Raw genomic sequence first — 23,246 nt, 5'->3', positions numbered from 1 at the left:
GGCGCGCGGCGCTTATTGCGCGGCGGCGTCGTCGGCGGGTTTTTGGGCCGAGGCCAGGGACTTCAGCAGCGCCTCGTCCTTGACGACCTTGGCGATCAGCTGCTCGGCGCCGGCCTTGCCATCCATGTAGGTGATCAGGTTGGCCAGCTGCTGGCGCGCCTCGAGCAACTGCTTGAGGCCGTCCACCTTGCGCGCGACCGCGGCGGGCGAGAAGTCGTCCATCGACTCGAAGGTCAGGTCGACCATCAGGTTGCCTTCGCCGGTCAGCGTGTTGGGCACGGCGAAGGAGACGCGCGGCTTCATCGCCTTCATGCGGGCGTCGAAGTTGTCGACGTCGAAGTCCAGGAACTTGCGGTCCGACACCGGCGGCAGCGGCTCGGTGGGCTTGCCCGACAGGTCCGACAACACGCCCATCACGAAGGGCAGCTGGACCTTCTTCTCGGCGCCGTAGAGCTCGACGTCGTACTCGATCTGCACGCGCGGGGCGCGATTCCTGGCGATGAACTTCTGGCTGCTGGTGGCCATGGGGTGCTCCTTGAAGCGTGGATCGGGTGAAGGGTGGAAACCGTGGAGGGAAGGAAGGCGATGCGGATCACTCGCTCGGCGTGCCGGCGAGCTTCTCGATCTCATGCACGCCGTCCGGATTCAGGTCGCGCATGATTTCCAGGAAGGACTTGCTCATCAGCCGCTGCGCGCGGCGGATCAGCAGCGGTGCGGGATTGCTGGGCTCGTGGCGCTCGATCCATTCGCACACGCGCTGCAGCGCGCGGACCGCGTCGTCGCGGCTGGCGATGGTGCCGGGCGCGGCGACCGCGCCGGCCACCACGGCGCCGACCGCGAGGCCGGCCGGCGCGCTGGCGCCGTCCACAGGCGCCGCAACCGCCTCGCCGCCCTGCCCCTGCAGCTGTCCGGCGGCGGCGGCCAGCGGCTTGAACAGGCGCAGCAGCGGTGCGAAATCGGGGCCTTGGCCGGCGCCGAGCTGGGTTTCGATCGCCGCGACGATGCCTTGCGCGATCGGGAGCGATTCATGCAGCCGGGCGGCCAGCGTCGGATCGTTCGCGGCCTGCGCCGCCAGTCCGGCCATCAGGCCTTCGGGCGAGGGCACGGATTCATCGGCGATCGGATCGGCATTGCCGAGCGCCAGTTCCACGTCCCGCACCCGGGGGCCGCCGCGCTGGCCGGTCAGGCTGGCGGCGCGGAAATCGGCGATCGCGGCGGTGCCGCTGACCAGCGGCTGCAGCGCGTTCAGGCGCATCGTGGGGTCGTCGTTGTCCGAGGCGTCCAGCTGCGGATGGACATGCGCCCAATGGCGCTCCAGCAGGCCGCGGATCAGCGACAGGCCGTCGAGCGCCGCGCCGAAGCCGTGCAGCCGGGCGCCGGCGCGGGCCAGCCACACGGCCACGCGCAGGTCGCGGGTGCGCCGGGCCAGGGCCAGGGCCTGTTCGTGCACGGCGGGCCAATCCGGCTCCTCGGCCGGGATGACGGTGTCGCCGTACTGCTGCTCCGGCTTGCCGGCGCCCGCCGCTTCCAGGGCGAGGAAGGCAGGGTCGTACTCCAGGTCGGCGCCACACGGGGCGTCGTCCTGCAGCGGGGCAAGCAGCGCGTCGAGGTCGAGATCAGCCATCGCGTCGGAGGCAGCGGAACAGTTGCATGCCATGGACTCTATTGACAGCTGTAACCGCGCACAGTGGTCGAAAGTCACTTTGCCCCCCAGGGAGGCGCTCAGCCTAGGGATTGCACCGCCGCCCGCCCGCGGCGCGATCGCCACGGAACGGGCAGCCGGCGACCCTTGCCTCTTTGGAGGTAGCGCTGTTAATGCAAACGCAGGGAAACCTTAACGATGTGTTTCGGTGCGGGACAAGAACACGAACGCCCGGCCATACTCCGCCCCCGCAAGACCTGTCCCTTCTGTCAGGGACAGGTCGATCCGGCGGCTCCGCCGGTCCGCGGGCGCACGAGGCCCGCGCGACGCGTTCTCCTCGGGAGGGAGAGCGGCGGGCCGCCTCCATCCAAGAAGAGGCCCGCCCCATGAAGCCAACCCCGATGCCAGCCGCCGCGAACGCGGTCGATCCCCTGAACGCGCTCGTCGCCCCGCCGCCGCCGGACGCCCAGCGCCGTCGCCTGCTCACCCTCGCCGGCGCTGGCGTCCTCGGCGCGACGCTGTCTGCCTGCGGCGGCGGCGGTGGTGGTGAACCGGCCGCACCTGCCGCGCCCACCCCGCCCGCGCCGCCGCCGCGCGCTGTCGGGCGGCACCGTCGGCTGGTGGGTGAACTGGGCGCTCAAGCCCAATGCGGCGGTGCTCGCCCAGCCCGCCATCGCCGGCGCGATGGACCATGTGCCAATGCTGTGGAACTTCGACTTCGACACGGCGGAGGTGGTCGCCTACCTGAAGTCGCGTCCGGCCGTGAAGTCCCTGCTGGTGCTCAACGAACCCAACCTGACCGACCAGGCCAACAAGACGCCGGCGGAAGCCGCCGCCCAGTGGCCGCGGTATGAGGAGGTCGCGCGCCAGACGGGCGTCAAGCTCGTCGGTCCGGCGATCACCTGGGGCACGATGGCCGGCTACGCCGACCCGGTGGTCTGGATGGATGCCTTCATCGCCGCCTACCGCAATGCCAACGGCGGGCGCGACCCGCAGATCGACGCGCTCGCCTTCCACTGGTACGACTACGGGCTGGCCGACCAGCTCAAGCGGCTGGAGAAGTACGGCAAGCCGTTCTGGATCACCGAGATGGCCAACTGGCATGTCGGCGACGGAAGCGCGCAGGTCGACTCGGCGGCCAAGCAGAAGGCGCAGATGGCGGACATGGTCAAGACCTGCGAAACCCGCGCGGACGTGCTCCGTTATGCGTGGTTCACCGGCCGCTGGTCGCCGGATCCGCATTTCACCAGCCTGTTCGGCGCCGCCGGCACGCTGACGGAGGTGGGTCAGCAGTACAAGGCGCTGCCGACATCCTGACGCGCGATCGAGGCCACGCGGCGGACGGCGGCGGCGCGGGAACCGGGATTGCTGTCTCCCGGGCATCACCACTTCATGGAGTGATCCCCATGACCGTCATTGCCTCCTCCCGCCCGCGCGCCCTGCCCGCGATCGCCGCGATCGCCTTCGCCCTGGGCGGCGCCCTGGCCGCCGGCACCGTCGCCGCCCAGACCGCCACGACCGCGGCCGCGCCGGCCTCCGCGGCGCGTTCGCACGCGGACAGCAGCTTCATGAAGAACGCCGCCGAGTCCAACTTCGCCGAGATCGCGGCCGCCGACCTCGCGCTCAAGAAGGGCACTAGCGCCGACGTCAAGGCCTTCGCCCAGAAGATGATCGACGACCACAAGAAGGCGGATTCGGAACTGCAGACCTTGGCCGCGTCCAAGGGGGTGAAGCTCCCGACCGATGCCTCGATGGTCCAGAAGGGCAAGGCCAAGATCCTGGAGCAGCGCGACGGGACCAGCTTCGACCACCATTACGCCGAAAACCAGGTCGGCGCCCACAAGGACGCCGTCAAGCTGTTCGAGAAGGCGTCCAAGGACGCCAAGGACGCCGACGTGAAGGCCTGGGCCGCCAAGATGCTGCCGGCCTTGCAGCATCATTTGCAGGAGGCGCAGGCCCTGGAGCAGGCCACCAAGGCGGCCGACAAGAAGAAGTAAGCGCGCTTCAGCGCAGCGCGGCCAGCAGCGCCGCCTGCGCGATCCACGGGCGCCGCTCGGCGCCCGTGCCGCGTCCAGACGCGGGCGCCAGCACCGCCCGCGCGTCCAGCACCGGCACCACCGCGGCCATCGCCAGGCCGCGCATGACGGCGGCGGGCACGCCTTCGCACGCCACCGCCGCGTAGAGATGGCCCAGCAGCCGGGCGATCTCGTCGAGCGCGGCGCCCTCCTCCAGCGCCCGCGCCGGGTCCAGCATCGTGACCTGCGCGCCCAGCGCCTGCGCGGCCTCGCGCAAGCAGCGGACCGTCTCGGACCGTTCGTCACCGCAGAACAGCCCCAGTCGCATGCCGACCAGCGGCCGATGCGGCGCGCCGCGCTGCGTGGCCTGCGCGAGCTCGTCCGCGGACCGGTCCAGCGCGGTCGCGGACAAGGGCAGGACGGAGGTCGGCATCGCAGACAGCGGCGGGGCGTGATGCGGCATGGTCGACAGGCGCGGAACGCAGGCTTAGGAGGGAGGACGCGTGAGGGGCGCGAGGGGCTGGAGGGGGCCCGGCCGACACGCGTCGGCAGCGAGGTTGGGGAGCGTAGTCAGCCCGCGCCGGAAAGCGTTGATGGATGTCAAACGACGGCGGTTGGCGCGCCTCGATGCGCAGGAACACTGCGACGTCTTGAGGGTCCGTTACTGAACCGTCACCGAGGGTTCACCAACTGTTGCCGAGCGATGTCAAGGATTGGCGCAGCCGTTGCGCGCGCTTCCTAGCATCCCTTCAACGCCACCAACCACGAGACCATCATGCACAGCGCCATCGCCCCCCCCTCGAGCGACCTCTCCCGCGACCGTCTGCGCGATGCCCCGGCAGGTCGCCCGCGCATCCCCCTCGTCCCCGCCGCTTCCCGCCTCGCCGCCCTCGCGCTGCCCCCGGCCGCGACCGCCGTCTCCGAACTCCGTCCGCTGACGCGCCCCTTCACGGTGGCCACCAGCGACACCCGTCCCTCCCCGCGCGATCCCCACCAGCGCATGCTCGAAGCGATGCGCATCATCCGCGACCTCGTCCAGCCCAGCGCCAAGGTCGTGCGCGCCGGCGACATGATCTTCCGCGCCGCGCAGCCCTTCAACACCGTGTATCTGATCAACGCCGGCGCCTTCAAGCTGGTGAGCCGCAGCCTGGATGGCCGCGAGCAGATCGTCAGCCTGAAGTTCCGGGGCGACTGGCTGGGCTTCAGCGGCATCGCGCAGGGCCGCCATCCGTGCGACGCCGTCGCGATGGACACCGGCAACATCTCCATCATTCCCTACGACACCCTCACCGAGGCCTGCGCGCGCCATCCGGAGATGATGGCCATCGTCCACGAGGGCATGAGTACCGAGATCACCCACGAGCGGCAGTCGCTGATGTCGGTCTGCACGCTGGCCTCGCTGGCGCGGGTGGCGGAATTCCTCTGCGCCTGGGCGCGCAGCATGCACCAGCGCGGCCTGCGCGCCGACGAGCTGACGCTGCGCATGACCCGCGCCGACCTTGGCAACTACCTGGGCATGACGCTGGAGACCGTCAGCCGCTGCCTGTCCCGGCTCAGCCGCGAAGGCCTCATCCGCTTCGGCGAACGCGGCCGCCGGCAGATCTCGATCCCCAACCTGGAACGGCTGGAGCAGTTCGTCATCGGCGGCCTGCCGGACGCCGGCCCGGCCGCGGTCCAGTGATCGTGGCGGCGGACACGCCGCCTCCTCAGCGGCTGAGCACCTTCGCGATCGCCCGCGCCAGCGCGGTGCGGTCATAGGGCTTGGGCAGCAGCTCCCAGCCCAGGGCGGCCTCCGGGCCCGACCCCAGCAACTCGGCGGAGAAGCCGGACACCAGCAGCACCGCGATGTCGGGCCAGGCCTGCTGGACGGCCCCCGCCAGCTCCGTGCCCCGCATGCCGGCGCCCAGGGCGATGTCGCTGACCAGCAACTGCGGCCGCTCGCCGCCCTCGCCCCCCTCAACGCGGTCCGCGACCTCGCGCAGGTGCCGCAAGGCCTCCTCCCCGCTCGCGCAGGCCACGACCCGGCACCGCAGGTCGGTCAGGAAGCGCCGCGCCACCGCGCGCACTTCCGCGTCATCCTCCACCAGCAGCACCCGCAGGCCCGCCGGCACCGTCTCCACGACGGCATCGCCGTCCAGCGCGCCCTCCGGCGCGTCCGGCGGTCGGGGGAGGATCAGCGTGAGCGTCGTGCCACGGCCCGGCGTGCTGTCGATGGCGAGCGCCCCGCGGGACTGCCGCGCGAAGCCGTAGACCGTGCTCAGGCCGAGTCCCGTGCCGCGACCGGCCTGCTTGGTGGTGAAGAAGGGCTCGAAGGCCCGCTCCTTGACGTCCTCCGGCATGCCGACGCCGTTGTCGGTCACCGCGATGCGGACATAGCGCGCCGGGCCGTCCGGATCGGGCGATGTCCCGTCTTCCTCCAGTTCCCGCCGCAGCTCCGGCGGCACGACGCCCAGCGGCGCGGCCTCGAAGACCAGCTCGCCGCCCTCGGGCATGGCGTCGCGCGCGTTGATCGCGATGTTGAGCAGCGCCGACTCCAGCTGCGCCGGATCGGCCTGGACATCGGGGCAGTCGGGCGCCACCTCGATGCGGATGCGGATGCGCTGGTCCAGCGTGCGGCGCAGCATGTCGGCCAGCGATCGCATCATCGCCGCGACGTCGACGCTGGCCGGCTGCAGCATCTGCCGGCGGGAGAACGCCAGCAGCTTGCCGGTCAGCTCCGCGCCGCGTCGCGAGGCCCGCGTCGCGGCCGCCACCAGTTGCGGCGCGAAGCCGTCGTCGGTCACCGCCGGCAGGTCGGCCAGCACCTGCAGGTTGCCCTGGATCACGGTCAGCAGGTTGTTGAAGTCGTGCGCGATGCCGCCGGTCAGTTGCCCGACCGCCTCCAGCCGCTGCGAGTGATGCAGCGCCTCCTCGGTCTGCGCGCGCTGCAGGCAGGTGCCCAGCAGGTTGGCGACGGACTCGAGGAAACGCAGCTCCGCGTCGCCAAAGCGCTTGGCCTGGCGCGAACGCACCGCCAGCGCGCCGACCGGCCGGCCGCGGTCCGAGAGCGGCACCGACAGCGCCGACACCAGGCCCTCGCGGCGATAGGTGGCCGGCACGGCGAAGCGCGTCTCGCGCCCGTAGTCCTCGACGATCACCGGCCGCCCCTCGGTCAGCACGAAGCCGGGCGGCGTGTCGGGCCGGTTCGGCACCACGGCGCCCAGTCCCTCCTCGGCCAGCAGGCCGACGCCGCCGGCCACGCGCAGCGTCGAGCGGCCGGGATCGAGCAGGAACACGATCGCCAGTTCGACCTCCAGCGCCTGGGCGGCGATCACCGGCGCCTGCTGCAGCACCTCCTGCGGATCCAGCGCGTCGACGGCGATGCGGCCGAGCTGGGCCAGATGCTCGCTGTAGCGGGCCCGCTGCAGCGCCTGGCGCACGCGCGGGTACTCGGCGACGCTACGGATCGATGCCATTGTGTAGGGCAGTCCGAGCGGCTGCAGCGGACTGAGCGCGATCTCCACCATCACCTCGGAGCCGTCGCGCCGCCGCGCGACCAGCTCGGTGGCCGTGCCGCCCATCGGTCGCGCGCGGGGCGCGCTGCCGTAGGCCCGGCGATAGGCCGCGTGGCGCGGGCGGATGGCATCGGGCACCAGCATCTCGACCGGGGCGCCGACGAGCTCCTCGTTCGCGTAGCCCAGCAATTGCGACACCGTCGGATTGGCCAGGCAGATCCGTCCGCTGCCGTCGACCAGCATCAGCCCGTCCGGCGACGCGGCGAACAGCGCGCGGAAGACAGCGTGTTCCTCGACGCCAGGTGGCCAGGTCGCCATCGCCACCTCAGCCCGAGAGCGTCGAGGTCACCCTCGGCGCGAAGAGATAACCGGCGCCGCGCACCGACTTGATCCACTGGCCTTCGCCCGACTCGGCGCCGAGCTTGCGGCGCAGCCGCCCCACCTGCACGTCGATGGTGCGGTCGAAGGGGCCGGACTCCCGGCCGCGCGTCTGCTCCAGCAGGAAGTCGCGCGACAGCACCCGCCCCGGATGCAGCAGGAAGGTGTGCAGCAGGTCGAATTCGCCGGTGGTCAGCGCCACCTCGGCGCCGTCGGGGCCGGTGACCAGACGCGCCGCGAGGTCGACGGTCCAGCCCTCGAAATGCAGGCGCTCCCGGCCGGCGGACAGGTCGTGGACGATCTCCCCGCCCGGCCAGCGCGCGCCTCCCGGGGCCGGCACGCCTGGCGCGCCGGAGGCCGGCGACGCGGCACCCGATGTCGCCGACGCCCCCGCACCGGCGGCCCCATCGGGACCCGGCGCCAGTCGTCTCAGCACGGCCTTCACCCGCGCGACCAGCTCGCGCAGGTCGAAGGGCTTGGTCACGTAATCGTCGGCGCCGACCTCCAGCCCGACGACCTTGTCCACCGCGTCGCCGCGCCCGGTCACGATGACCAGGCCGCAGCGCCAGTGCTCCCGCAGCTGCCGCGCGATGACGAAACCATCCTCGCCCGGCAGGCCCAGGTCGAGCAGCACCAGGTCGGGCGGATCGTCGGCCATCAGCGCCATCAGCGCGCGCCCGGTGTGCAGCTGCGTCGTGCGGAAACCGTGGGTGGCGAGGTAACCGGCCAGCAGCTGGGTGATGTCCATCTCGTCGTCGAGGATCGCCACATGCGCGGGCGCCGGCGCGGGGGCGCTCGGCGAGGAGGACGGGGAGGTTCCGGGCGTGCTCATTGGGCTGGCATTCTAGGAGGGCGTCCCGCCCGCGGGCCGCCTGTCCGAGCGCGCCGCCCGGGCACGCCCCGACATGCGCGTCGACACACGCCTGAACGCGCGTCGGCGCGGATCAGGCGCGGATCAGGCGCGGATCAGGCGCTCGAGCGTGCGCGTCAGCCGGTCCAGGTCGATCGGCTTGACCATGTGCTCGTCGAAGCCGCTGCTCAGGGCCTTGTCACGGTCGGACGCCTGGCCGTACCCGGTCAGCGCGATCAGCCGCGGCGCGCCCGCGCCAAGCTCGTCGTGGATCAGCATCGCGAGCTGGTAGCCGTCGATGACCGGCATGCCGATGTCGAGCACCGCCGCATCGAAGCGCGAGCCGCGCAGCCGGTCCAGCGCCTCCTGCGGCAGCGTGGTGGTGACCACGTCGTAGCCGGCGTAGCGCAGCGCCAGCCCCAGCGTCTCGGCGGCGTCGCGGTTGTCGTCCACGACCAGCACCCGCCCCTGCACCGGCGGCAGCGTGTCCAGCGCCTCGGCCGCGGGGCCGGGTTCGGGCGGCGCCGCATGGATCTCGGCCGGAAGCGTGACCCGGAAGGTCGCGCCCTGCCCCGGTCCCTCGCTGTGCACCGCCACCTGGCCGTGATGCATCTCGACGAGTTGTTTCACGATCGCCAGCCCGATGCCGAGCCCGCCCTTGGAGCGGTCCAGCGTCGTCGAGCCCTGCTCGAACAGTTCGAACACGCGCGGCAGCATCTCGGCGTCGATGCCGGCGCCGTTGTCCTGCACCTCGATCACCAGCGCCTGCCCCTCGGCCCGCGCGGCGACGCGGATCTCGCCGTTCGTCGGCGTGTACTTGGCGGCGTTGCTGAGCAGGTTGACCACCACCTGCCGCAGCCGCGCGCGATCACCGACCAGGCGCAGCTCCGGTCCGACCTCGCAGGCGACCCGCAACTGGTGGTTGCGTTCCTCGAGCAGCGGGCTGACGCCCTCGATCGCGTCGCTGAGCAGGAAGGGCACGTCCACCGGCTCGCGCGACAGCTCGATCTTGCCGCGCGTGATGCGGGTGATGTCGAGCAGGTCGTCCACCAGCTTGGACAGATGGCCGACCTGGCGCTCGATGATCTCGTGCTCGCGCGAGAGCTGGCCCGTCTGCAGCCGGATCAGGTGCAGCGCCGTGGAGATCGGCGCCAGCGGATTGCGCAGTTCGTGACCGAGCATCGCCAGGAACTCATCCTTGGCGCTGGCGGCGCGCTCGCGTTCGTGATCCAGCCGGGCGGCATGCAGGCCGGTGGAGGCCAGCGTCGCCGCCGCGCGCATGAAGGCGCTCTGGTGGGCGGAGGGGAAGTCCGGTCGCGACGAGCCGAACCACAGACTGCCCGCCCGGCCCGCCGGCCCGAGGTAGAGCCGCACGACGCGCAGGGTGCCCAGCGGCGATTCGAGCGCGGTGGCGGCGTCGGCGGCGTCGGGCATCTGCCGGCAGGCGGTGATGAAGTCGGTCCAGGCATCGTGCGCGACACGCACCCCGCCCAGCTGCAGCAGCGTCGTCGGCGCGGCGTCGGGCACCAGCGGCGCGTGCACCAGGCAGACCGCGGTGCCGACGATGCGGTTGACCGCCTCGGTCGTCAGCTGCAGCACGGTGGCGGCGTCACGGCCCACCCACAGCGCGGGCAGCGCCAGCAAACCCATCAGGTCTCGCAGCGCCCGGTCGGCGGCGGACGGTTCTCTTTCTCGGGACATCGTCGTCATTCGGCACGCCGGCCTGGCGCCGGCACTGGAAGCGCCGCCGGTGCCGACCGTCCGCGGCGCCGGCCGGTGGCGCGACGCGCGAACAGCTCGCGCAGCATCTCGGCCGGCGGCGTGAAAAAGGGATTCTCGCGCAGCACGCCGCCAATCATCGTGAGCGGATGCGTCCGCAGCAGGTCCATCATGGTGGCCCCGTCCAGCGGCGCGAGGTCGTAGACGCAGATCGCCAGCTGCTGGTTCGTGTCCAGCACGCGATTGAGCCGTGCTTCGTATTCCAGCAGGTCCAGCCGGTCGATGCCGGGGCGGACCGCCCAGCCCATCTGCGCCATGACCCGCAGCCCGTCGAAGGCGCCGGACGCCGCGCCGCGCTCCGCCGTGGCGCGGTCCATCGCCTCGAGCAGGCCTTCGACGTCGAAGGCGCCCGCTTCGTCCGGCCATGGGCGCAGGACCAGCTGCCCGCGATGCTCACAGCCCGGCACGTCGATGCCGGCGGCGGCCAGCCGCTCGCGATGCTCGTCCAGCCCGTCGGGTTCGACCAGGTGCAGGTTGCACTCGTTGCGCGCCTGCGCCTCGCGGTAGAACGGCGCCAGCACCTGGCCGGCCTCCTCGCGGCTGTCAAAGAACGCGCAGATGTGGAAATGGGTGGTGATCACTGCTCTCTCATTCCATCCGGGGGCGCTCGCGCCGCGGATGTCCTCCGACCCGAGGTGTGGCGGCCAGGTAGCTGGCTCTTGTGAGTTAGGCTGGTGATGTTAGCCTTGATGAGTATGTGCGACCCGCAACCGCGCAAGGAGTGTCCCCATGGAGCCTGTCGTCCACCCGTTCTCGGCGCTGTTCGAGCAACTGGGACTGCCCGCCGCCGAATCCGACATCCGCGCCTTCATCACCCGCCACCGTCCGCTGCCCGGTGACGTGAAAGTCCAGGACGCGCCGTTCTGGACGCCGGCCCAGGCCAAGGCGCTGCGCGACATGCTGCTGGAGGACGCCGACTGGGCCCCGGTGGTCGACCAGCTGAATCTCGCGCTCCACTGACTTGACGCCCGACACGCTGCCGGGGTCGCCAGCCCTGGACGACCGGCTCGCGCGATGGGTCGGCCTCGGCGCCGCGTGCGCGGTCCTCCTGCTGATCGTGCTGTTCGCCGGCTGGGCGGCCAGCCTGCCCGGCGGCTTGCTGGCCGCGGTGCCCGCGGTCAGCCGCTTCGAACTCCGCGAGGTCGCGCCCGGCGACCCGGACGGCCGCGGCCCGGGCGGCCGGCTCGTCGAGGCCCGGGAGCGGCTCGCGTTGCCCGCGTTCATCCGCACCGACGGCGACCAGTCCTTGCACCGCGCCGTCTTCGAGATCGACCTCGACCCGTTCATCGGCCCGGAGGACGGTTTCGACCCCGCGCGCGACGGCGACGCGGCCACGGCGCACCGTCCGCCCGCCAAGAGCCTGGTGCTCTCGCAGGCGATCAACGGCGCGGACATCTACCTCAACGGCGTCTGGATCAACGGACTGGCGCAATCCAGCGCGCGGGCCCGCTTCATGTGGTTCCGCCCGCTGGTGGTGGAACTGCCGCGCAAGCTGCTGCGCCGGGACGGCCCCAACCGGATCACCCTCGAAGTGAACAGCTGGGAGCCCTACTTCACGATCGCGCCCGTGCTGATCGGGCCGGCGGATCACGCCGCCTACGTCGCCGAGTCGATCCATTTCCTGTGCCGCACCCTGGCGAACGCGTCGCGCGGCTTCTGCCTGCTGGCCGGCCTGTTCATGGTGGGCGTGTGGCTGGCGAATCGCAGCGATCCCGCCTTCGGGCTGCTGGGCGCGGCGTCGCTGATCTGGGCGGCCGTCTACACGCTGTCGCTGTGGATCTACATGCCGGCCGGGTGGCGCCCCGCCTGGCTCTGGGCCTTCTACCTGTGCGCGGGCGCGCTCAACGTGCTGCTGATCCAGTTCATCCTGCGCTACATCGACCAGCCGCTGAGCCGCCGCGCGCTGACGACGCTGGTGGCCATCTCGGCCGGGGCGGCGACGGTCTGGCCCTTCCTGGGACAGGTGGTCGAGTGGGACCTGGACATGTTCTGGATCTGGGTGCTGGTGCCCTTCCAGGCCTGGGCGATCCTGCGGCTGGCGCGCCACGCGTGGCGCACCCGCAGCAGCGACGCGGTGCTGCTGCTGGTCGTGGTGCTGGCGGCCGGCGCGCTCATCCTGCACGACTACAACGTGCTGATGCAGCTGGTGCGGCGCGCGCCCCGCGAGGACGACGGGACGCTCATGCGCCTGCTCACCGCGCCGATCTACCTGACCCACCTCGCCCTGCCGCCGCTGCTGATCGTGATGGCCCGGGTGCATCTGGCGAAGTTCCGCGTCAGCGTCGAGCATGTGCGCGAGGCCAACCGCATCCTGGCCGAAGCGCTGCGCCGGCGCGAGATGGAACTGGCCGTCAGCCACGCCCGGCAGCGCGACCTCGAGCGCGGCGAGGCGGCGCAGGAGGAACGCGAGCGGATCTACAGCGAGCTGCATGACGGCATCGGGTCGAAGCTGGTGCGGACGATCTTCAGCGTCCGGGATGGCCGCCTCGACCGCGATCAGGTCGAGCGCGGCCTGCTGGACGTGCTGCAGGGCGTGCGCGAGGTCATCAGCGAGACCGACACCACCGAGCACCGGCCGATCCAGGACATCCTGTTCGACTACGGCGTGGATCTGGACGCGCTGCTGAGCGCGCCCGATTTCCAGGTCAGCTACGACATCGAGAACGACCGCGAATGCGTGCTGCTCGGCGGGCTGTCCAAGGAGGTGATGCGGATCGTCGAGGAGAGCGTGGCCAACACGCTGAAATACGCCCGCGCCTCGCGCCTGAACCTCTCGCTGCGGCTGGACGGCGACGTCCTCGTCGTGGTGGTCGAGGACGACGGCCAATCCGCCGCCGGCCCCGCACCCGCGGTGCGGCCGGCGTTCGGCACCTCCACCGGGCAGGGGCTCATCAACATGCGCGAGCGGGCGCGCCGCATGGGCGGCGAGTACCGCTTCGAGCGCGGCCCGGACGGGGCGCGTTCGACCCTGACCTTGCCGCTGGTGGCGGCCGTCGCGGCACCGCGCCACGAGGTGGTCGCTCCTCGCTGACGAGCGCAGCCGGGCGGCCGTGGCTGCTTCGCTTTTGCGAAACGTCAAATCAAAGTGAATATTCGACGGCAAACCGGAGTCATAGCCCTTGACGCGAATATCTCCAGTTGATCCAAATCCACGAACACTCGCCTCCACGGAATATCCCGCTGGAAACTCGATCACGGCGATATAAACGCTAGCCAAGCGAGGAATTCACCATCGGAAAGGTGAATATCGGCGTCGCGCCAGGCAAGTACCGAACGCGGGCTGCGCCGCTCAATGGCCCGGCTGCAGCCGATGCCGCTCGCCCGCATGCACGTCGCAGGCCTCGGCGCAGGCGCGGCAGGCTTGCGCGCAACGCTTGCAATGGGCATGGGAATGCCGCTCGCACTCCTCGGCGCACGCCCGGCACAGGTGGGCGCACAACGCGCAGAAGTCACCGTGATGCTCGGACTCCCGGGAGAGCGCGCCCAGGGTGGCCTCGCAGAGGGCGGCGCAATCCAGGTTCAGCAGGGCGCAGGCTTCCAGGGTGCGGTCGCCGGAACGGATACAGGCGTTCGCGCATTGCCGGGTCGCGAGCAGCGCCTCGGCGCAGGCCCGCATGCAGGGCTCCAGGTCTTCAGAAGGGTTAGTCATGACGACTCCTCGGGGAAGGGGTGAAGACGGGATGTTGGCAACCGACATTCCCCGCCGGCCTCCGCTGGCCAGCACTACTCAAATTTGCTAGTCGCAATTCGGCATCCAGGGGCAGCAGATCAAAGAGTGACAAAAGGCTAGCAAATGAATGCTATTGTTGGCCGGCGAGACGAGAAAGGAAACTGAGCACCGAAGCAAAACCACTCCACGGAGTTTCCGGTGCTGACTCAAAACCCCTGCCCAGCGACGACCTGGATCCATATTCCCGGTTCGAAAACCTGGCGATATATCGCGATCGCCGCGACCCTCTCCGCCACCGCCATCCCGGCCATCGCCGACGACGCCTCCGCGGCGATCCCCGCGCCTGAAGCCGCGGCCTCGGTTGCCTCGGCCCCCAGCCAGCCTGCCGTAACGCCTCCCGCGTCCCACTGGGGCGCCGCGATGGACGACTTCCTGCTGACCGCCCTGGCCGAAGATCCTTCGATCGAGCGCGCGCGGGCCTCGATCACCGCGGCCGAGGACGGCATCACCGCCGCGAAATGGCAGTTCGGCGCGTCGCCCAGCATCAGCCGGGAACTCGCGGGCGGCACCCATCGCTATGTGAACGTGGTGCGCGTGCAGCAGCCGCTGTTCAGCGGCGGCCTGCTGACCGCCAACCTCAGCGCTGCCCGGACCGCCCTGCGCGGCAGCCAGCAGGAATTGCTCGCGGCGCAGCTGCAGCTCAAACTCCGGATCGTCCAGACTTGGGCGGACTGGGCAAAGGCGCGCGGACGCGTCCAGGCGCTCGAGACGCTCCAGGACAGCCACCGCCAACTCCTGGACATGATCCGGCGCCGCCACCTGGCCGGCGTCGCGACGAACGCCGATGCGGCGCTCGCAGCCTCCCGGGAAAGCGCCGTCCAGGCCGAACTGGCCCAGGCACGGCTCGAGGAAGGCCTGCAGCGCGACCGCCTCGCCCGCCTGGCGCGCCGCCCGGTGGAGCCGTCGCTGGGCGCGGCGCTCGATGGCGCCCAGCCCGCCCCGCCCGAGCTGCACCAGGTGCTGGACCACATCCAGCTCTCGCCCGAGATCGCGCTGGCTCGCGCCAACGTCGACCTGGCGCGCGACGAACTGGCCAAGGCCAAGGCGGCGCTGCTGCCCACCATCAGCCTGCGCCTGGAGCACCAGAGCGGCGCCTACCGGGACCAGCGCGTCGGCCTCGTGTTCCAGGCGGGCCTGCAGGGCGGCCTGTCGGGACTCGCCGGCGTCAACGCCGCGCGGGCCCGCATCGCCGCCGCGGAGGCCGCGGTCGACGCGACCGAACAGGACCTCCTGGGCAACTACCAGCTGGAATACACGCGCTTCGCCGCCGCCGGCGCGTCGCTGCGCAACGCCGAGCTCACCGCCGCCACAGGCGAAGAGGTGCTGGCGTCCTACCGCCGGCAGTTCGACGCCGGCAAACGCGCCTGGCTGGACCTGCTGAACATGGTCCGCGAAGCCCACGCCACCCGCCAGACCCAGCGCGACGCCGCGATCGACGAACGCGCCGGCCGTTACCGCCTGGGCCTGCTGCTGGGCGACGCCGCCGCTGGCGACTGACCGCCCGCAGCCTGCTTCCCCCCTCGTCGCCCCCATTTCAGGATCCGCCATGACCGCCCTCCTCTCCTCGTCGTCCGATTCGACGACCGCGCCGCCGCCCGCCTCCGACGCGCTTGCCGCCGTCCTCACCCAATGGATGCGCATCACGGGCCGGCCCGTTCCGATCGAACGCGTCCGCCAGCACGCCGCGTCGTCGGCGCTCGCGGGGGACGGCCTGGACGCGGCGCGCGAACTTGCCGGGCGCGTGGACGAGCAGACCCGATTCGTCGTCCTGCCCGAGCCCCAACGCGCCGCGTTGCCTCTGTTGTGCCATCACGCCGAACACGGCTGGCAGGTGGTGACCGCCCGCACCGCGCACGGCCTGTGGGCCTGCGCCGGCGCCGATGCCGTCCATCGCGAGCTCGTCCTCGACGGCATTGCCTGCCTCCACGCCATCGCCGACGCGGACCGTGCGCCGTCGAGCGTCACCAGCGCGCGCCGCATGATGCTCTCGCAGGTCCGCGGGCAATGGCCGATCTTCATGGAGGCCGCCGGACTCTCCCTGGTGCTGGCCACGATCGGCATCGCGATCTCCTTCTTCTCCATGCAGGTCTACGACCGGGTCATTCCGAACCAGGGCGTCCAGACCCTGTGGGTGCTGACCGCCGGCGTCGGCCTGGCCGTGCTGATCGAGTTCCTGCTGAAGCTGGCCCGGGCCTCGCTGCTGGAGCCGCGACTCAAGCGCCTGGACGTCGGCATCTCCAAGGCGCTGATGGCCCGCCTGAACGCGGTGCGCCTGGATCAGCGCCCGGGCTCGGTCGGCACGCTCGCGTCGCAGGTCCAGAGCTTCGAGTCGATCCGCGGGATCCTGTCGACCAGCACGCTGTTCCTGCTCTTCGACATGCCGATGGCCCTGATCTTCGCCCTGGTGATCGCGGCGATCGGCGGCTTCTGGATGGCGCTGCCGGCGCTGGTGCTGTTCGGCGTCACCGTGCTGACCGGCCTGCTGCGCGCCCGGCGCATCGTCCGCCTGACCGCCAGCAACCAGTCCGGCGCGAACGCCAAGACCGGCCTGCTGGTGGAAACCATCGAAGGCACGGAGGCCATCAAGGGCCTGGGCGCCGCCTGGCGCTTCGAGGCGCGCTGGGCCGGCCTGTGCGAAGTGAATGCCACGCAGAGCCTGGCCCTCAAGCATGAAAGCGACACCACCTCCTACATCGCCGCGGCTCTGCAGCAGGCGAGCTACGTCTCGCTGATCTGCGTCGGCGCGGTCCTTGCGATCGAGGGACACCTGACGCAGGGCGCGATCGTCGCCTGCTCGATCCTCTCGGGCCGCGTGCTGTCGCCGCTGGCCTCCATCCCGCCGCTGCTGGTGCAACTGGGCAGCGCCCGGGCTTCGATGAAGGCGCTCGACGCGATCTTCAAGCTGCAGGTCGACAACGAGGCCATCGAGCGCCCCATCGTTCCCGAGACCCTCCGCGGCGAGCTGCGATTCGACGACGTCGAGTTCGCCTACCCCGGCCAGAAGGACCCGCTGCGCATCGGTCACCTGCACGTCCGTCCGGGCGACAAGGTCGCGATCCTCGGCACCGTCGGCGCCGGCAAGACGACGCTGCTGTCGCTGGCCTGCGGCCTGTCCAAGCCGACGCGCGGCACGGTCTACCTGGACGGCGTGGACCAGCAGCAGATCCACGCCGGCTGGCGTGCGTCGCATCTGGCCTACGGGCCGCAGCACGCCTGGTTGTTCGCCGGCACGCTGCGCGAAAACTTGCTGTTCGGGCTGCCCGACGTCAGCGACGACCTGCTGATGGCGGCCTGCCGCAAGACCGGCCTCTGGCCCATGGTGACGCAGCACCCGCTGGGCCTGGACCGGAAGCTGTCCGAGGGCGGTCGCGGCCTGTCCGGCGGCCAGCGCCAACTGGTCGCGCTGACCCGGCTGGTCCTCGCCGACCGTCCCGTGTGGCTGCTCGACGAGCCGACCTCCGGGATGGACGACGCGCTGGAACAGTCGACGGTCCGCCTGATGAAGCAGCTCCTCAAACCCGAGGCGACCCTGCTGCTGGTAACGCACCGCCTCTCGATGCTGGCGCTGGTCGATCGCGTGATCGTGCTGACGCCGCAAGGCGTGGCGATGGACGGGCCGCGGGACGAGGTCATCGCCCGCTTGCAGGGCCGCGTCACCGCAACGGCCACCTCCCCAACGGCCGCCGCGCCCGCCGCGCCCGCCATCCGCGCCGTCGCGACGGCGCCATGACCCCGTCTTCCGGAGATCCTCATGAAACACACAAATGCGCCGCACGACGGCCAGACCCGGGTCCGCTGGACCGTCATCGCCACCGTGGCGGCCCTCGGAGCCGGCCTGTGGTGGGCCTCCCAGGCCGAGATCGAACAGGTGACTCGCGCCGGCGGCAAGGTCATGGCATCCTCCCGCACACAAGTCATCCAGGCGCCCGACGGAGGCGTGGTGGAACGTCTGTTCGTGCATGAGGGAGAGGCCGTGCGCAAGGGCGACCTGCTGGTCCAGCTGGACAACACCAAGGCCAGCGCCGCGTTGGCGGATTCGAGCGAGAAGGCCGCGGCCTTGCAAGCCTCGCTGGCGCGACTGCGTGCCGAGACGCTCGGCACCCCCTACCGCCCCGCCGGCGCCGGGGCCTTCAACGACCTGCAGCGCCGCTTGTATGAACGCCGCCAGACCGCGCTCCAGGAAGAGCTGGCGGTGCTGTCCAAGTCCGCCGACCTTGCCCGGCGGGAAGTCGAGCTGAACGAACCGCTGTTCAAGGCCGGCGACATCAGCGCCGCCGAGTTCCTGCGCCTGCAGCGCGCCGCGAACGAGGCGGCCGGCCAGGTCACCACTCGCCGCAACCGCTTCCTGCAGGACGCGCAGGCCGAACTGGCCAAGACCGAGGAAGAGCTCGCCAGCGTGCAGCAGATGCTGAACGACCGCCGCGGCAACCTCGAGCACACGGCGCTGCGTGCCCCGGTGGACGGCGTCGTCAACCTGATCACGCTGACCACGGTGGGTGCGGTGCTGCGCTCCGGCGACGAAATCATGCAGTTGCTGCCCACCGGCGACGACCTGATCATCGAAGCCCGGCTGCGCGCGGCCGACATCGGCTTCGTCCGTCCCGGCATGCCGGCGACGATCAAGCTCGACGCCTTCGACTACAGCATCTACGGCGCCCTCGACGGCGTCGTGACCTACGTCAGCCCCGACGCGCTGACGGAGCGCACGCCGCAAGGCGAGCAGCCGTATTACCGGACCCACATCCGCGTCAGCGGCAAGCGCTTCAAGGGCGCGAAGGCCGAGCGCGTCGTGATGCAACCCGGCATGACGGCCACCGTGGAGGTCATCACCGGCCGCCATACGGTGCTGGACTACCTGCTCAAGCCCGTCAAGAAGACGATGTCGGAGTCCCTCGGCGAGCGCTGAGGCACGACCCACTCCTCGATTCCACAACAAACCGAACCATCAGGGGATTCACACATGATCACTGTCACCATCATCGAAGACGACGCGACGGTTCTTCAACGCCTGATCGACGTCGTGTCCGCCAGCAGCGCCTGCCAGATCGTGGGCATCGGCCGCAACCGCGGCGAATCGGTCTCCGCGATCCTGGCCAACCGCGCCGACATCTACCTGGTCGACCTGGGCCTGCCCGACGTGGACGGCATCGACCTGATCAAGCTGATCGCCGAGAAGTGCCCCGACGCGCGAAGCCTGGTGATCAGCACCTTCGGCGACGCCAAGCACGTGATGCGCAGCCTGCGCTCGGGGGCTTCCGGATACCTGCTGAAGGAAGAGATCCAGCCCAGCCTGATCGACAAGATCATCGCCACCCACAACGGCCACGCGCCGCTGAGCCCGGCGGTGTCGCGCCTGGTGCTGGACAAGCTGGAAAGCCTGGAGACCGGCGTGAAGCCCAAGGTCGACCGCGTCCAGAAGCTCAAGGAGCTGGGCCTGGGCCAACGCGAATGGAGCGTGCTGAACCTGCTGATCGAAGGCCTGCCCATCGTGGACATCGGCAACCGCCTGTCGATCTCGCGCTTCACGGTGAACCAGCATCTGCGCTCGATCTATCGCAAGCTGAATGTGAACTCCCGCGCCATGGCGACGAGCGTCGCCCGCATGCATGGCCTGATCGACGACTGAGGCGGCTGCGGCCGGTCGCCGCACTCCCGCGAAAAAGCCGCCCGAGGGCGGCTTTTTCATGCGGTGTCGGAATGCAGTGTCGAATGCGGCGCGAGGCCGCATCGACGGCCGCGGCGCTCACAGGCGAGGCGCCTCCAGCGGGCCGGCGCGCCGCACGACGGGCTTCGCTGCGGCCGACGCTCCGTTGCGTCCACCTTGCCGCAGGCGCATGCGCAGCAGCTGCCGGCACATGTAGAACGAGGCCCGGTCGGCGTCGGTCGGCGATCTCACCCGCCCCTGCTCCTTCAGGCGCCGCTGGCCCTGCGCGAGCTCCTCGCGCAGGAGGGCGCTGAGCTGATGCTCCCGGCCGTGGATGGCGGCAAGGCCGAACACCGACAACCACGCGACCAGGACGGGGCGAGGCAGCGAGGCCAGCAGTTCCGCCAGCGACTCGGAGGTGGCCACGCTCTGCGCGGCATGGATCTCCTGCACGCGCAGCAGCCGCGCGACCAGCGAGGGATGCAGGCCCGCGACCATGGCCAGCGTCGCGGCGCAGGCGCCCGAGGCGGCCAACTGCAGAAGCTGGGCGACCACCCGTGCATCGGTCTCCGGCAATGCCGGCACGGCGACCGTCGCGGGGCGCGCGATGCCATAACCCTGGAAGAAGTCGGCACCGGCACGCAGCGCGCGCTGGTGGGCTTCATCGTTGTCGACCTTCTCCGCGATGACCGCCAGGCCAAGCTGATGGGCATGGCGGATCAAGGATCGCAACGCCAGCGGCGCGAGGCCCAGCATGTCGATCTTGGCGAACTGGGCCCATGGGGCCAGCGCCCATCGGGGATCGTCCAGGCTGACGATGTCGTCCAGCGCGAAACGGTAGCCCCGGCCATGAAGGTCCTCGATGCGCTGCATCAGGGCCGTGTCCACCTCGACCGTCTCCAGCAGCTCGATGACGCCGACGTCGGGCGTCATCGCCTCGGCGATGGGGCCCATCAGCGTGCGACCGTCCATGTTGACCAGCAGGTCCCCCAGCGGATGCTCCGCGGCGGTCGCGCTGGTCAGGAGCGCGCCGTCGATCAGCGCGTTGGACAGCACGGCGGCGGTCGCGTGGGCACCGAGTTCCGGGCCGACCGGGCCGTCATCGCCATTCCAGCGGAACAGCAACTCGGTCGCGACGACGCGGCCCGTGCGATCGATGATCGGCTGGCTGGCGTAGCGGACGTGGGGAACGTGGGGAACGTGGGAGTTGGAGCGTTCGCGCGACGGGACGGGCGGCGAAGTCGATGACGCATCGCTGACGGGGATGCGGCCGGTGTCGGAGGGGCGGGACATGACTTTCCGCGGAGTGGAAGAACAAGGCTTCATGCTAGGAATCGCCCACTCGACACCAAATAGCAAACACCTGTCATCCCTGACCACCGCCTAGCAGTTATAGGTGGGTTGCGCTGACTGGGATCAAGGCATTGCGCGGGCGCCGCGCTTGCCCCTGGCGATCACCGTCGGCCGCGCGCCCGCTGGAACTCCGGCGCGGCGCGCGCGCAACTCATCCGCCGGCCACGGACGGACCACCGCCGCGCGGGCGACATCCGCGCGGATCGGTGGGATCGGCTCCGCGGCCGTTGGGTTTTCTTATCCGGATCACAAGGAGAAACGACATGCAGATGCGACACCCTCGTCTGGCCGTGGCCGCCCTCGCGGCAGCCGTCCTGGCAGGCTGCGCCAACATGGATGAGCGCCAGCGCGGCACCGCCGGCGGCGCCGCGATCGGCGCGGTCACCGGCGCGGTGATCAGCTCGGCCACCGGCGGCAAGGCCGGCACCGGCGCGCTGATCGGTGGCGCCGTGGGCGCGGTGGCCGGCAACGTCTGGTCGCGCCACATGGAGGACAAGCGCCGCGCCATGGAGCAGGCCACGCAAGGCACCGGCGTCGAGGTGACCCGGACCGCCGACAACCAGCTCAAGCTCGACGTCCCGAGCGACATCTCGTTCGCGACCAACAGCGCGACGCTGGAGCCGCGCCTGCGCCCGGTGCTGGACGCCTTCGCCAACGGGCTCAACAGCAACCCGTCTCCGACGGTGGTGCGCGTCGTCGGCCACACTGACAACACCGGCAGCGACGCCATCAACGATCCGCTGTCGCTGCGCCGGGCCGAGAGCGTGCGCGGCTACCTGGCCGACCGCGGCGTGCGGGCCGACCGGATCGAGGTCGCCGGCCGGGGCTCGCGTGAGCCGATGGTGTCGAACGACACCGCCGAGAACCGCGCGAAGAACCGCCGCGTCGAGATCTTCCTGCGCGAGCCGCAGCAAGGCTCCGGCGGCTGAACGGCGGCGCGCCCGGTGTCGGCCGGGCGCGCCTGCTGATGGTCATCATGACGGGGGCCTCATGACGGCGCCCCGGCGGCGCCCTCCACGACGCCAGCAACGAAGAATGGCCTGCCACCCCGGCACAGGGGTGGCAGGCCTTTTCGCATCGAGCCCGTTGGAATGCTCCGCGGCCCGGTGCGAGCGACGCGGGGCGCGTCAGTGCGCCGGCTTGGTGGGCTCGGGTCCCATGTGCGGGCCGGTGCGATGCAAGGCGCCGCCCTCGCCCTCCCAGGTGGTCATTTCCTCGGGTTTCCCGTGCGAGGTCTTCAGGCGCTGCTCGGTGCGCCGCGCCTGCCATTGCCACAGCGCGTAGCCGGCCAGGCTGGACAGGGCCAGGGGGACGAGTCGTTTCATCAGCATGGTGTCGCTCCTCGGCGATCGATCAGCGCGCCGGCGCGCTGGCCTTGGGCTGGCGCGGCGGCGGCACGTCGGGCCCCGGACGCATCGGCGCGCTGGGCGGCGCCGGCGGCGTACCGGCGGCGGTCGGGTTCTCCTGCACCAGGCGTTCAATGCGCGTCAGGATGCCGCCGCTCTGCACGCTGCCATCGCGGGTGCCCTGGCCCATGACCATCATCCGGCAGTCCTCGCGGTCGGCCTCGGCGACGCGCTGGCAGCGCAGCATCGCGTTGTTGGCCAGCTCCTGCGTGCTGGCGGTGCGCAGGTTGCCGCGCATCGCCTCCTGACGGGCGGCGCCGGCCTCCTTGAGACAGGTCGCCTGGCTCTGGCCGGTCTTGCCGGCCAGGCAGTCCGCGCGCTCCTTCTCATAGGTGCGCTGGATCTCCGACTTGGAGGAACTGCCGGCGGCGAAGGCCGGCGCGGCCACCATCATCACGGCCGACAGCACCGCGCCAGCGGTCACCAGCGCGGCGGTGGACGGCGACGAGAGGGACTTGTTGAGCTTGATCATCTTGGATCCTTTCCGGCGCGGGGCGCCACGGAGTCGGACGTCGGGAAGGGAGGATGAAGCAAGGCTAGGCCGATGGGCGGGCCGCGTCTGTCGTACCGCGCCGGTGCCGTGTGTAGGACGAGTCCGGCAGCGCAACGCCGACGCCGCCGGGGCACCTTCGAGGGGGGGCCCTGCCGGGCGCGCGCTGCGGCGTGATGTCCTACATCCGGACGTGGACCCTGCTGATCCCCGCTCGCGCCGCGCGGCGCCAACATGCCCTGCAAGCGCCGCGCCGCGGCCGATCACCTGAAAGGATTCGTCATGTTGAAGTGGGCCTTGATCTTCGCCGTGATCTCGCTGGTGGCGGGCGTGCTCGGCTTCACCGGCATCGCCGCCGGCGCCGCCGGCATCGCCAAGATCCTGTTCGGGATCTTCCTGGTCATCTTCCTGGTGCTGCTGGTGCTTGGCATCACCGGCGTGAACGCGCTGCGAAAGTGACCCTCC

22 protein-coding genes are annotated in these 23,246 nt (G+C 70.9%); 11 read left to right on the top strand and 11 right to left on the bottom strand.

Annotated features, from left to right (window positions below; genetic code table 11):
- Positions 1-12: 12 nt before the first annotated feature.
- Positions 13-525: a type VI secretion system contractile sheath small subunit gene (tssB, locus tag FHT37_RS05290; RefSeq protein ID WP_091724438.1), complete on the bottom strand. Its 513-nt coding sequence runs from the start codon at positions 523-525 to the stop codon at positions 13-15.
- Between the two features lie 67 nt (positions 526-592).
- Positions 593-1,624 (bottom strand): type VI secretion system protein TssA, encoded by a 1,032-nt coding sequence (tssA, locus tag FHT37_RS05285; RefSeq protein WP_183479289.1) that lies wholly within the window; start codon positions 1,622-1,624, stop codon positions 593-595.
- Between the two features lie 564 nt (positions 1,625-2,188).
- Here tssA and FHT37_RS05280 point away from each other — a divergent pair.
- Positions 2,189-2,959 carry a glycosyl hydrolase gene (locus tag FHT37_RS05280; protein WP_221210958.1) on the top strand — a complete coding sequence of 257 codons (771 nt, stop codon included), beginning with the start codon at positions 2,189-2,191 and terminating at the stop codon, positions 2,957-2,959.
- Between the two features lie 89 nt (positions 2,960-3,048).
- Positions 3,049-3,639 carry a DUF4142 domain-containing protein gene (locus FHT37_RS05275; RefSeq protein WP_183479287.1) on the top strand — a complete coding sequence of 197 codons (591 nt, stop codon included), beginning with the start codon at positions 3,049-3,051 and terminating at the stop codon, positions 3,637-3,639.
- Between the two features lie 7 nt (positions 3,640-3,646).
- Here FHT37_RS05275 and FHT37_RS05270 read toward each other — a convergent pair whose 3' ends face one another.
- On the bottom strand, positions 3,647-4,090 hold the full coding sequence (locus FHT37_RS05270; protein WP_141225266.1) for a hypothetical protein: 444 nt from the start codon (positions 4,088-4,090) through the stop codon (positions 3,647-3,649).
- A gap of 342 nt (positions 4,091-4,432) precedes the next feature.
- Between FHT37_RS05270 and FHT37_RS05265 the strand changes: the two genes are divergently transcribed.
- Positions 4,433-5,338 (top strand): Crp/Fnr family transcriptional regulator, encoded by a 906-nt coding sequence (locus tag FHT37_RS05265; RefSeq protein ID WP_255489493.1) that lies wholly within the window; start codon positions 4,433-4,435, stop codon positions 5,336-5,338.
- A 25-nt stretch (positions 5,339-5,363) separates the two neighbouring features.
- On the opposite strand, the gene FHT37_RS05260 is transcribed toward FHT37_RS05265, so the two are convergent.
- From FHT37_RS05260 to FHT37_RS05245, 4 genes are all read right to left on the bottom strand, one after another.
- On the bottom strand, positions 5,364-7,469 hold the full coding sequence (locus FHT37_RS05260; protein WP_183479285.1) for an ATP-binding protein: 2,106 nt from the start codon (positions 7,467-7,469) through the stop codon (positions 5,364-5,366).
- 7 nt (positions 7,470-7,476) lie between these two features.
- Positions 7,477-8,361: a winged helix-turn-helix domain-containing protein gene (locus tag FHT37_RS05255; protein ID WP_183479283.1), complete on the bottom strand. Its 885-nt coding sequence runs from the start codon at positions 8,359-8,361 to the stop codon at positions 7,477-7,479.
- A gap of 123 nt (positions 8,362-8,484) precedes the next feature.
- Positions 8,485-10,080 carry an ATP-binding protein gene (locus FHT37_RS05250; protein ID WP_183479281.1) on the bottom strand — a complete coding sequence of 532 codons (1,596 nt, stop codon included), beginning with the start codon at positions 10,078-10,080 and terminating at the stop codon, positions 8,485-8,487.
- Between the two features lie 5 nt (positions 10,081-10,085).
- On the bottom strand, positions 10,086-10,739 hold the full coding sequence (locus FHT37_RS05245; protein ID WP_183479279.1) for an MEDS domain-containing protein: 654 nt from the start codon (positions 10,737-10,739) through the stop codon (positions 10,086-10,088).
- A 148-nt stretch (positions 10,740-10,887) separates the two neighbouring features.
- Here FHT37_RS05245 and FHT37_RS05240 point away from each other — a divergent pair, with 148 nt between their 5' ends.
- The gene (locus FHT37_RS05240; protein ID WP_091724430.1) at positions 10,888-11,118 is read left to right on the top strand and encodes a DUF2789 domain-containing protein; all 231 of its coding nucleotides are present in this window, start codon (positions 10,888-10,890) and stop codon (positions 11,116-11,118) included.
- A 1-nt stretch (position 11,119) separates the two neighbouring features.
- Entirely contained in the window at positions 11,120-13,189 is a 2,070-nt protein-coding gene (locus FHT37_RS05235) for a sensor histidine kinase (RefSeq protein ID WP_183479278.1), read from the top strand.
- A 258-nt stretch (positions 13,190-13,447) separates the two neighbouring features.
- On the opposite strand, the gene FHT37_RS05230 is transcribed toward FHT37_RS05235, so the two are convergent.
- Positions 13,448-13,807, bottom strand: a complete 360-nt coding sequence (locus FHT37_RS05230; RefSeq protein ID WP_255489492.1) for a four-helix bundle copper-binding protein — start codon at positions 13,805-13,807, stop codon at positions 13,448-13,450.
- A gap of 219 nt (positions 13,808-14,026) precedes the next feature.
- Between FHT37_RS05230 and FHT37_RS05225 the strand changes: the two genes are divergently transcribed.
- From FHT37_RS05225 to FHT37_RS05210, 4 genes are read left to right on the top strand one after another with little or no spacing between them, the layout of a single operon-like run.
- Positions 14,027-15,385: a TolC family protein gene (locus FHT37_RS05225; protein WP_183479276.1), complete on the top strand. Its 1,359-nt coding sequence runs from the start codon at positions 14,027-14,029 to the stop codon at positions 15,383-15,385.
- 49 nt (positions 15,386-15,434) lie between these two features.
- A complete protein-coding gene (locus FHT37_RS05220) occupies positions 15,435-17,618 on the top strand; it encodes an ATP-binding cassette domain-containing protein (protein WP_183479274.1) in 2,184 nt (727 codons plus the stop codon).
- Positions 17,619-17,639: 21 nt separating this feature from the next.
- Positions 17,640-18,794, top strand: coding sequence for an HlyD family type I secretion periplasmic adaptor subunit (locus FHT37_RS05215; RefSeq protein WP_183479272.1), 1,155 nt, complete (start codon positions 17,640-17,642; stop codon positions 18,792-18,794).
- 54 nt (positions 18,795-18,848) lie between these two features.
- Entirely contained in the window at positions 18,849-19,514 is a 666-nt protein-coding gene (locus tag FHT37_RS05210; protein WP_091724424.1) for a response regulator transcription factor, read from the top strand.
- 117 nt (positions 19,515-19,631) lie between these two features.
- On the opposite strand, the gene FHT37_RS05205 is transcribed toward FHT37_RS05210, so the two are convergent.
- Complete coding sequence (locus FHT37_RS05205; RefSeq protein WP_183479270.1) at positions 19,632-20,825, bottom strand: EAL and HDOD domain-containing protein; 1,194 nt, start codon at positions 20,823-20,825, stop codon at positions 19,632-19,634.
- Between the two features lie 329 nt (positions 20,826-21,154).
- On the opposite strand from FHT37_RS05205, the gene FHT37_RS05200 reads away from it, so the two are divergent.
- Positions 21,155-21,814: an OmpA family protein gene (locus FHT37_RS05200; RefSeq protein WP_091725254.1), complete on the top strand. Its 660-nt coding sequence runs from the start codon at positions 21,155-21,157 to the stop codon at positions 21,812-21,814.
- 198 nt (positions 21,815-22,012) lie between these two features.
- Here the strand turns inward: FHT37_RS05200 and FHT37_RS05195 are convergent, their stop codons facing one another.
- Both FHT37_RS05195 and FHT37_RS05190 read right to left on the bottom strand, forming a co-directional pair.
- Complete coding sequence (locus FHT37_RS05195) at positions 22,013-22,216, bottom strand: hypothetical protein (protein WP_091724422.1); 204 nt, start codon at positions 22,214-22,216, stop codon at positions 22,013-22,015.
- A 22-nt stretch (positions 22,217-22,238) separates the two neighbouring features.
- Positions 22,239-22,763, bottom strand: coding sequence for a hypothetical protein (locus FHT37_RS05190; protein WP_183479268.1), 525 nt, complete (start codon positions 22,761-22,763; stop codon positions 22,239-22,241).
- A gap of 300 nt (positions 22,764-23,063) precedes the next feature.
- Between FHT37_RS05190 and FHT37_RS05185 the strand changes: the two genes are divergently transcribed.
- Positions 23,064-23,240, top strand: a complete 177-nt coding sequence (locus FHT37_RS05185; protein ID WP_084452206.1) for a DUF1328 family protein — start codon at positions 23,064-23,066, stop codon at positions 23,238-23,240.
- Positions 23,241-23,246 lie beyond the last annotated feature (6 nt).

It is taken from the genome of Mitsuaria sp. BK037 (genome assembly GCF_014193045.1).
Taxonomy (GTDB): Bacteria; Pseudomonadota; Gammaproteobacteria; order Burkholderiales; family Burkholderiaceae_C; genus Roseateles.
Note: the sequence above shows the minus strand (reverse complement) of the source record. Positions and strands in the feature narration are given on the sequence as shown.

Excerpts from the sequence above, each read along its gene's own strand:
- FHT37_RS05240 (WP_091724430.1), top strand. The coding sequence starts at position 10,888 with ATGGAGCCTGTCGTCCACCCGTTCTCGGCGCTGTTCGAGCAACTGGGA.
- FHT37_RS05220 (WP_183479274.1), top strand. The coding sequence starts at position 15,435 with ATGACCGCCCTCCTCTCCTCGTCGTCCGATTCGACGACCGCGCCGCCG.
- FHT37_RS05275 (WP_183479287.1), top strand. The coding sequence starts at position 3,049 with ATGACCGTCATTGCCTCCTCCCGCCCGCGCGCCCTGCCCGCGATCGCC.
- FHT37_RS05190 (WP_183479268.1), bottom strand. The coding sequence starts at position 22,763 with ATGATCAAGCTCAACAAGTCCCTCTCGTCGCCGTCCACCGCCGCGCTG.
- FHT37_RS05255 (WP_183479283.1), bottom strand. The coding sequence starts at position 8,361 with ATGAGCACGCCCGGAACCTCCCCGTCCTCCTCGCCGAGCGCCCCCGCG.
- FHT37_RS05185 (WP_084452206.1), top strand. The coding sequence starts at position 23,064 with ATGTTGAAGTGGGCCTTGATCTTCGCCGTGATCTCGCTGGTGGCGGGC.
- FHT37_RS05200 (WP_091725254.1), top strand. The coding sequence starts at position 21,155 with ATGCGACACCCTCGTCTGGCCGTGGCCGCCCTCGCGGCAGCCGTCCTG.
- tssB (WP_091724438.1), bottom strand. The coding sequence starts at position 525 with ATGGCCACCAGCAGCCAGAAGTTCATCGCCAGGAATCGCGCCCCGCGC.
- tssA (WP_183479289.1), bottom strand. The coding sequence starts at position 1,624 with ATGGCTGATCTCGACCTCGACGCGCTGCTTGCCCCGCTGCAGGACGAC.
- FHT37_RS05260 (WP_183479285.1), bottom strand. The coding sequence starts at position 7,469 with ATGGCGACCTGGCCACCTGGCGTCGAGGAACACGCTGTCTTCCGCGCG.
- FHT37_RS05265 (WP_255489493.1), top strand. The coding sequence starts at position 4,433 with ATGCACAGCGCCATCGCCCCCCCCTCGAGCGACCTCTCCCGCGACCGT.
- FHT37_RS05195 (WP_091724422.1), bottom strand. The coding sequence starts at position 22,216 with ATGCTGATGAAACGACTCGTCCCCCTGGCCCTGTCCAGCCTGGCCGGC.
- FHT37_RS05205 (WP_183479270.1), bottom strand. The coding sequence starts at position 20,825 with ATGTCCCGCCCCTCCGACACCGGCCGCATCCCCGTCAGCGATGCGTCA.
- FHT37_RS05270 (WP_141225266.1), bottom strand. The coding sequence starts at position 4,090 with ATGCCGACCTCCGTCCTGCCCTTGTCCGCGACCGCGCTGGACCGGTCC.
- FHT37_RS05215 (WP_183479272.1), top strand. The coding sequence starts at position 17,640 with ATGAAACACACAAATGCGCCGCACGACGGCCAGACCCGGGTCCGCTGG.
- FHT37_RS05250 (WP_183479281.1), bottom strand. The coding sequence starts at position 10,080 with ATGTCCCGAGAAAGAGAACCGTCCGCCGCCGACCGGGCGCTGCGAGAC.
- FHT37_RS05230 (WP_255489492.1), bottom strand. The coding sequence starts at position 13,807 with ATGACTAACCCTTCTGAAGACCTGGAGCCCTGCATGCGGGCCTGCGCC.
- FHT37_RS05210 (WP_091724424.1), top strand. The coding sequence starts at position 18,849 with ATGATCACTGTCACCATCATCGAAGACGACGCGACGGTTCTTCAACGC.